Below are 8,464 nucleotides of genomic sequence, written 5' to 3'. Positions count from 1 at the left end.
TTGGTCATGAGGTCGGGTGCCTCGTGTGGCTAGGTCGTCTCCCCTGTGGCAGAGACGCAGCCGATGCACACCGACCGACCAGTCTGCCACAGTCCGGGCTCCGGTCACGACGCGAGCCATCGACCGGCCGGCGCTCGGCTCCTACTCGGCCTCGTGCTCCTCGGCGACGGATATCGCGTCCAGCACCTCGCGGTCCCGGCGGTCCAACGCGTCGGCGTCGAGCGCCGCCACGAGATCGGGGCGACGCAGCGCGGTACGGGTCAGCGCCTGGTCACGGCGCCAGCGCGCGATCCTCGCGTGGTGCCCGGAGAGCAGCACCTCGGGGACCTCGAGCCCCCGCCACTGCGGGGGCCGGGTGAACACGGGGTACTCCAGGAGCCCCGCTGCACCGTGCGACTCCTCCACGAGCGACGCGGGGTTGCCCACGACGCCGGGCAGCAGCCGACCGACGGCCTCGACGACGACGAGCGCGGCGACCTCTCCCCCGTTGAGCACGTAGTCGCCGAGCGAGAGCTCGGTGACCGCGACCCCCTGTGAGCGGTAGTGCTCGGCGACTCGCGCGTCGATCCCCTCGTAGCGCCCGCAGGCGATCACCAGGTGCTCGCGGGTCGTCAGGCGCTCGGCCGTGCGCTGGGTGAACAGCTCGCCCGAGGGTGTCGGGACCAGCAGCTCGACCCCGGACGGGTCCGCGTCGAGAAGGATCTCGTCGAGGGCGGTACCCCACACGTCGGGGCGCATGACCATGCCCGCGCCGCCACCGAGCGGGGAGTCGTCCACCGTGTGGTGCCGGTCGGTGGCCCAGGAGCGCAGGTCGTGCACGCGCAGGTCGAGGAGGCCGGCCGCCCTGGCCTTGCCGACGAGGGAGAGCTCGAGCGGGGCCAGGTACTCGGGGAAGATCGAGACGACGTCGATCCGCACGTCAGACCTCGTCGCCCGGAGTGTCGTCGTCGACCTCGCCGTCGGCGGCGAGCAGACCGAGCGGCGGGTCGATCACGACCCGCCCACCGGCGACGTCCACGACGGGAACGATCGCGCGGACGAACGGGATGAGCGTGCGCGCTCCCTCGACCTCACGCACCAGCAGGGCGTCCTGGGCCGGGAGGTGCTCCAGGCCGATGACCTCTCCGACGACGCTGCCGTCGAGGCGCTCGACCCGCAGTCCCGCGAGCTCGTGCGGGTACCAGGCGTCCTCCTCGTCGGAGGCGTCCTCGACGACGACGAGCTCCAGCCCACGCAGCGCCTCCGCGGCGGTGCGGTCCTCGTGGCCCTCGAAGACGACGAACCAGGTCCCGCTCGCCGCCTGGGTCCGCAGGACCGTCAGCGTCCCGGAGCCCGGCCGGGCCTGCAGGACGGCACCCGGGACGAACCGCCGCTCCGGGGTGTCGGTGCGCACGTCGAGGGCGACCTCACCGCGCAGGCCACGCGCCCGGCCGATGGTGGCGACGGTCAGTTCCATGGATCTCTCCCTCGGGCACGGATCAGGCCCGGACCCAGGGTAGGGGTCCGGGCCTGATCGACGGTCTGACTACCCGGGCGGGCCCGGGACCGACGCGGTGCGGGCTTCGCCCGACCGCACCGAGGTGCTGCTCAGCGACGGTCGACGTCCACGACGTCGACCCGCACGGAGCCGTCGCCCAGGGCGCCGACGACCGTGCGCAGGGCACGGGCGGTACGGCCGTTGCGGCCGATCACCCGACCGAGGTCCTCGGGGTGCACGCGCACCTCGAGCACCTCACCGCGGCGCTGGTTCCGCGCGGCGACCTGCACGTCGTCCGGGTGATCGACGATCCCCCGGACCAGGTGCTCGAGCACGTCGGCCAACATCAGGCCTCGGCGTCCTCGGTCGCGGCCTCTGCCACGGGCTCCGCCGGAGCGGCGGCGTCGGCTGCGGCCTTGGCCTCGGCGGCCTTGACCTTCGCCTTCTCCGCGGCGTCGGCAGCAGCGGCGATCGCGGTCGCGGCGTCGGCGGCCTGACCCTTGACCCGCAGGGTGCCCTCGGCGCCCGGAAGGCCCTTGAACTTCTGCCAGTCACCGGTGATCTTGAGGATGGCGAGGACCTGCTCGGTCGGCTGCGCGCCGACACCGAGCCAGTACTGCGCGCGCTCCGAGGTGACCTCGATGAGCGAGGGCTCCTCGGTGGGGTGGTACTTGCCGATCTCCTCGAGGACGCGACCGTCCCGCTTGGTGCGGGAGTCGGCGACGACGATGCGGTAGTACGGCGAGTGGATCTTGCCGAAGCGCTTCAAACGGATCTTGACGGCCACAGTGGTGGTCTCTCCTGGTTCTGCGTGGGGTGGTCCCTCGCTCCGACCCGTGGGGCAGGCGGTCGAGGCGACCGAGGACGCGATACGGGCGGGTAGAGGGACCGACCGTGCCGGGTACAGCGGGTCATTGTGCCACGTCTGCGCGTCAGGGGCGACGAGCGCCACCGGACGCGGGACAGCGGCTCAGCGGCCGAACAGCCCACCGAGTCCGGTGGGCAGCTGCGGGGGCTCGTCGGGCTTCTGGGCGGGAGCACCGAGACCGAAGGCCGACCCCGGTGCGGAGGGGGCCGGCGCACCGGCCTGCCGCTGGGCGGCGAGGCGCTCCTGCTCGGCCCGCTTGGCGGGGTTGCCCGACTTGCCCTTGGGCCGCTGCGCGGCCTTGCCCTTGCCCTTCTTGCCCATCCCGGGCAGGTTGCCCATCCCGGGGACGCCCATCCCGCCGCCGCGGGCCATCTGCTTCATCATCTTCTGCGCGGCCGTGAATCGCTCGAGCAGCTGGTTGACCTCGCTCGCCGAGGTGCCCGACCCCTTGGCGATGCGCGCGCGGCGCGAGCCGTTGAGGATCTTCGGGTTGACCCGCTCCCCCGGGGTCATGGACCGGACGATCGCCTCGACGCGGTCGACCTCGCGCTCGTCGAAGTTGTCGATCGCCTCGCGCATCTGGCCCATCCCGGGGAGCATCCCGAGCATCTTCTTCATCGAGCCCATCTGGCGAAGGCTCTGCATCTGCACCAGGAAGTCCTCGAGGGTGAAGTCCTCGCCCCCGGCGAGCTTCCCTGCCATCTTCTCGGCCTGGTCGGCGTCGAAGGCCTTCTCCGCCTGCTCGATGAGCGACAGGACGTCACCCATGTCCAGGATGCGCGAGGCCATCCGGTCGGGGTGGAAGACCTCGAAGTCGGTGAGCTTCTCGCCCGTGGAGGCGTACAGGATCGGCCGGCCGGTGACGCTCGCCACGGACAGCGCCGCACCACCGCGCGCGTCGCCGTCGAGCTTGGAGAGCACGACCCCGGTGAAGCCGACGCCCTCGGCGAAGGCCTGGGCCGTCAGGACGGCGTCCTGGCCGATCATCGCGTCGACGACGAAGAGGATCTCGTCCGGGTCCACCGCATCGCGGATGTCGGCCGCCTGCTTCATCATCTCGGCGTCCACGCCGAGCCGGCCGGCCGTGTCGACGATCACCACGTCGTGCTGCTTGTCCCGGGCCTCGGCCACGCCGTCGCGGGCGACCTTGACCGGGTCGGCCTTCGCCGAGCGGTCCCACCAGCGCCGACCCTCGACCTGCTCACCGTCGTCGCTGGCGCCAGGGTGCGGAGCGAAGACCGGCACCCCGGCCCGCTCGCCGACGACCTGGAGCTGGGTCACCGCATTGGGTCGCTGCAGGTCGGCCGCGACGAGGATCGGCGTGTGGCCCTGCTCGCGCAGGTGCACGGCGAGCTTGCCCGCCAGCGTCGTCTTGCCGGCACCCTGCAGGCCGGCGAGAAGGATGACGGTCGGCGGCTTCTTCGCGAGGGTCAGCGGGCGGCGCGCACCACCGAGCACCGTGACGAGCTCGTCCTGGACGATCTTGACGACCTGCTGCGCCGGGTTGAGCGCACCGCTGACCTCGGCGGACAGTGCGCGCTCACGAACTGCGGCGGTGAAGGCCCGCACCACGGGTACGGCGACGTCTGCGTCGAGCAGGGCGCGCCGGATTTCCCGGACGGTCGCGTCGATGTCGGCCTCGGAGAGCCGACCCTTGCCGCGCAGGTTCTTGAACGTGGAGGCGAGACGATCGGACAGGGTGGCGAACACAGGACCTCACCAAACGCAGGGTGCCGACGGGAGGCTCCAGGGTACCCGCCGCGGCTCAGCGGGCGCCGAGCGCCGCCATCGCCTGCGCCGTCAGGTCGTCGACGAGCCGCGCACGCCAGGGCGTCCACGTGGTGGGCCCGGCCGCCGAGGCGTCCGCCTCGGTCAACGCCCGCAGCACCTCGAGCAGGTCGGCGCGGTGGCCCACGGCCTCCAGGAGCGCCTCGACCGTCGCCGGGTCCTCCGGGTCGCGCTGCGTCGCGAGCATCGCGAGCGTCAGGTGGTGGCGGATCAGCACGGCGGCGTCCTCCTGCTGCTGCGGGGAGAAGCCCATCCGCTCGAGGATCCCGGGGACCAGTCGCGCGCCCTCCACGCTGTGGTCGCCCGCACCTGCCCGCTTGCCGATGTCGTGCAGCAGCGCGGTGATCATCAGGAGGTCGCCGTTCTCGCCCCGGCGCAGTCGCGCGGCGCGCGCAGCGGTCTCCACCAGGTGCCGGTCGACGGTGTGCCGGTGGATGGCCGAGCGTTGCGGTCGGTTGCGCACCCCTGCCCACTCGGGGATCCAGCGGGTGACGACCCCCGCCAGGTCCAGCGTCTCCCACACGGGGATCTGGGCCGGGCCGGCGCCGAGCAGCGCGAGCAGATGGGTCCGGGCGACGGCAGGCCACGGGACCGGGAGGTCAGGTGTCCTGGCGAGGCTCGCGACCGTGACGGGCGAGAGCGGCAGCCCCGTGCGTGCGGCGGTCGCCGCAGCACGCAGGGCCAGCAGGGCGTCGTCCTCCGGCCTCGTGCCGGCGGCCAGCACGAGCTCGCCGTCGTGCTCGACGAGCCCCTCTCCGACGGACCGCAGCTTGGGCGCGGCGCGCCTCCCACGCACCAGGACCGGGCGCCTCAAGGACGGACGTTCGAGGGCCTGGCGCGCATGACGGACCGTGGTGTCCAGGGCGTGCGAGATGGTGCGGCCCGCCTCGGCGAGCCCTGCGAGGAGGTCGTCGGCGTCGTCGGCCCCGACCAGCTCGGCGACCTCGTCCTGGTCGGCACGCAGCAGACGGTTCGTCGCCCGGCCGGTGGCGACGTGCACGGCGTCGCGCACGTCGAGCAGGTGCGCGTAGGACTCGTCGACGGCACCGTGCGGACGATCGGTCAGCCAGGTCGCGGCGAGCGCGAAGACGACGACGGCGTCCCTGATCCCGCCGCGCGCCTCCTTCAGATCGGGTTCGATGAGGTAGGCGAGCTCCCCGGATCGCTCCGCGCGTGCACGCGTGGTCTGCAGCAGCTCGGGAAGGCGCCGGCGCGCGGCGGACCGCCAGTCGGTCAGGAGCGCGGTGCGTGCGCGGTGGACGACGCTGCGGTCGCCGGCGACGGCCCGCAGGTCGAGGAGCCCGACGGCGGCAGGCAGATCGGCCGAGGCGACCTGCCGGCACTGGGCGAGGGAACGCACCGAGTGGTCCAGGTCGAGCCCGGCGTCCCAGATGGGGTACCAGAGCCGTTCGGCGAGGGCTGCGACGTCGGCGGCGGGGTGGCTGCGCCCGTCGTGCACGAGGAGCAGGTCCAGGTCGCTCGCGGGGCTGGCGTCGGCACGGCCGAGGCTGCCGACGGCGCCGAGGGCCAGCCCCTCCGTGTCGTCCAGCGGTGAGACGGCCTCGTCCCAGAGCTCGGCGAGCCGGGTGGTGACGAGGTGGGCCATGGCCGTACGTCGTACCTGGCCGTCGGCCCCCGGACCTGTCATCCGAGCAGCGAGCGCGAGCCGGTCGGCCTTGAGTCCCCGCAGGCTGCCGGGTTGCGGCCCACGCTGCTCAGGAACCGCGGTCCCGGGCCGCACGGGAGCGTGCGACGGCGTGGACGGGGCGGACTGCTCGGCGTGCTCGGACGCAGGTCCAGGGGTCGTCGACACGTCAGTGGCTCACAGGGCGTCCGGGCCGTGCTCGCCGGTGCGGACCCGCACGATGTCCTCCACGGGGACCGTCCAGACCTTGCCGTCGCCGATCGAGCCGGTGCTCGCCGCCGCGAGCACGACCTGGGTGACCGTGGGTGCGTCCTCGTCGGAGACGACGACCTCGACACGGATCTTCGGGATGAGGTCGACGACGTACTCCGCGCCGCGGTAGACCTCGGTGTGGCCACGCTGACGGCCGTAGCCGCTCGCCTCGCTCACGGTGATGCCCCGCACCCCGGCGGCGTGCAGCGCCGTCTTCACCTCGTCGAGGCGGTGCGGCTGGATGACTGCGGTGACCAGCTTCATGTTCGTCCCCTCCTGTCCGCCGTGATGCGACGGACCCACCTGCGTCCACCCGTCCCGGGTCGACGCTCGGTCGGCCGGCCGCCGATGCGACCGACCGTCCTGCCATCCTGCTCCGGGGGCTGTGGCTCGTCGTCATGACCGAGCCGCGGTGCGCCCCCGGGACGCGCCGTGGGGGTCCCACGCCGAAGCGCAGGACCCCCACGGGCCATGCTCAGAGAGCCTCGGGGCCGTGCTCCCCGGTGCGGACCCGGGCGATGTCGTCGACCGGGATCGTCCACACCTTGCCGTCGCCGATCTTGCCCGTCTGGGCCGCCCCGACGATGACATCGGTGACGCTCAGGGCGTCCTCGTCGGCGACGAGGACCTCCACGCGCACCTTCGGGATGAGGTCGACGGTGTACTCGGCACCGCGGTAGACCTCGGTGTGGCCACGCTGACGGCCGTAGCCGCTGGCCTCACTGACCGTCATGCCTCGGACGCCTGCGGCCTCGAGGGCCGACTTCACGTCGTCGAGACGGTGGGGCTGGATGATCGCGCAGACGAGCTTCATCACTTCACCTCCTGCGAGACGCGGGCTCCGCCGAGCGTCTCGTACGCCGTCTCACCGTGGGTGGCGAGGTCGAGACCACGGTACTCGTCCTCCTCGGTGACCCGGATGCCCATCGACGACTTGAGGGCGAGACCGATGATCAGGGTCATCACACCGCTGAAGACGATGGCCGCGACGGCGACGATGATCTGGGTGAGCAGCTGGTTGATGCCACCACCGTAGAACAGGCCGTTGAGCGAGCCGTCCGCGTACCAGGTGCCGTTCACCGACTCGTCGACGTGGGCGAAGAGGCCGATGAGGATCGTCCCGGTCAGACCACCGACGAGGTGGACGCCGACGACGTCGAGCGAGTCGTCGTAGCCGAACTTGTACTTCAGGCCGACGGCCAGCGCGCACAGGATGCCGGCGACGGCGCCGATGACGATCGAGCCGACCGTGTCGACCGAGGCAGCGGCCGGGGTGATCGCGACGAGACCGGCGACGATGCCCGATGCGGCACCGAGCGAGGTGGCCTTGCCGTCACGGAACTTCTCCGTCGCGAGCCAGGCGAGCATCGCGGCACAGGTCGCGACGGTCGTGTTGATCCAGGCGCGACCGGCAGTGCCGTCGGCGGCGAACTCGGAGCCCGCGTTGAAGCCGAACCAGCCGAACCACAGCAGGGCGGCACCGAGCATGACGAACGGCAGGTTGTGCGGACGCATCGGCTCCTTGCCGAAGCCCTTGCGCTTGCCGAGGAGGATCGCCAGCACGAGGCCCGCGACACCGGCGTTGATGTGCACGACGGTCCCACCGGCGAAGTCGATCGGGGTCGACAGGCCGGAGGTGATGCCGTCACCGCCGAGCAGTCCGCCGCCCCAGACCATGTGGGCCATCGGGACGTAGACGAGGGTCGCCCAGACGCCGGCGAAGACCAGCCAGGCGCTGAACTTCATGCGGTCCGCCACGGCGCCCGAGATGAGCGCGACGGTGATGATCGCGAAGGTCGCCTGGAACATGATGGCGACGAGCGCGGGAACGCCCGACGAGGCCATCAGGCTCTCGGCGTCGGTGATCGAGTCGATCCCGAAGTAGTCGAACGGGTTGCCGATGATCCCGCCCACGTCGGTGCCGAAGGCACCCGAGTAGCCGTACAGCACCCAGATGATCCCGACGACGCCCATCGCGCCGAAGCTCATCATCATCATGTTCAGCACGGTCTTGCCACGCACCATGCCGCCGTAGAAGAACGCCAGCCCGGGCGTCATCAGCAGCACGAGCGAGGACGCCATGATGATCCACGCTGTGTTTCCAGAATCCAGGACGAAGTCGCCCATGCAGATCGCCTCTTCTCCACCAGCCGGGCGGCTGGTCCGAGACCACTGTGGCGACCGGAGGTTTCGCGGCCGGACGTCGCGCGTTACGGGGCGGTGACAAGAGCCGCGCTCGTGTGAACGGCACGTTTCACGAGCCGAGACAACCCCGCCCAACCCTCGGACGCACCGCCGTCACGCGCCCCGCCCGGCACGACGAGCGGACGAGCGGTGCGCGGGGCTCAGGACTCGAGGAGTCCGTCCACGAAGGCCTCCGGCTCGAAGACCGCGAGGTCGTCGGGACCCTCGCCGAGGCCGACGAGCTTGACCG

General features: G+C 72.0%; 9 protein-coding genes. All 9 read right to left on the bottom strand.

The genetic code is table 11. The features are described from left to right. Positions 1–141 precede the first annotated feature (141 nt). A complete protein-coding gene (gene trmD / locus ABWK99_RS10670; RefSeq protein WP_372594685.1) occupies positions 142–918 on the bottom strand; it encodes a tRNA (guanosine(37)-N1)-methyltransferase TrmD in 777 nt (258 codons plus the stop codon). A 1-nt stretch (position 919) separates the two neighbouring features. Then, on the bottom strand, positions 920–1,456 hold the full coding sequence (gene rimM / locus ABWK99_RS10665) for a ribosome maturation factor RimM (protein WP_372594684.1): 537 nt from the start codon (positions 1,454–1,456) through the stop codon (positions 920–922). Positions 1,457–1,587: 131 nt separating this feature from the next. After that, positions 1,588–1,824 (bottom strand): RNA-binding protein, encoded by a 237-nt coding sequence (locus ABWK99_RS10660; protein WP_372594683.1) that lies wholly within the window; start codon positions 1,822–1,824, stop codon positions 1,588–1,590. Further along, positions 1,824–2,264: a 30S ribosomal protein S16 gene (rpsP, locus tag ABWK99_RS10655; protein ID WP_372594682.1), complete on the bottom strand. Its 441-nt coding sequence runs from the start codon at positions 2,262–2,264 to the stop codon at positions 1,824–1,826. Before rpsP ends, ABWK99_RS10660 begins: the two co-directional genes overlap by 1 nt. A 183-nt stretch (positions 2,265–2,447) precedes the next feature. Continuing rightward, positions 2,448–4,055, bottom strand: coding sequence for a signal recognition particle protein (gene ffh / locus ABWK99_RS10650; RefSeq protein WP_372594681.1), 1,608 nt, complete (start codon positions 4,053–4,055; stop codon positions 2,448–2,450). Positions 4,056–4,110: 55 nt separating this feature from the next. Beyond that, the gene (locus tag ABWK99_RS10645) at positions 4,111–5,946 is read right to left on the bottom strand and encodes a [protein-PII] uridylyltransferase (protein WP_372594680.1); all 1,836 of its coding nucleotides are present in this window, start codon (positions 5,944–5,946) and stop codon (positions 4,111–4,113) included. Positions 5,947–5,955: 9 nt separating this feature from the next. After that, on the bottom strand, positions 5,956–6,294 hold the full coding sequence (locus ABWK99_RS10640) for a P-II family nitrogen regulator (protein WP_372594679.1): 339 nt from the start codon (positions 6,292–6,294) through the stop codon (positions 5,956–5,958). Between the two features lie 211 nt (positions 6,295–6,505). Next, on the bottom strand, positions 6,506–6,844 hold the full coding sequence (locus tag ABWK99_RS10635; RefSeq protein WP_372594678.1) for a P-II family nitrogen regulator: 339 nt from the start codon (positions 6,842–6,844) through the stop codon (positions 6,506–6,508). Continuing rightward, a complete protein-coding gene (locus ABWK99_RS10630; protein WP_372594677.1) occupies positions 6,844–8,157 on the bottom strand; it encodes an ammonium transporter in 1,314 nt (437 codons plus the stop codon). The genes ABWK99_RS10635 and ABWK99_RS10630 overlap by 1 nt, the downstream gene beginning before the upstream one ends. Between the last annotated feature and the right edge of the window lie 307 nt (positions 8,158–8,464).

The organism is Actinotalea sp. (genome assembly GCF_041597215.1).
Taxonomy (GTDB): domain Bacteria; phylum Actinomycetota; class Actinomycetes; order Actinomycetales; family Cellulomonadaceae; genus Actinotalea.
This window is presented reverse-complemented; position numbering and strand designations above follow the sequence as displayed.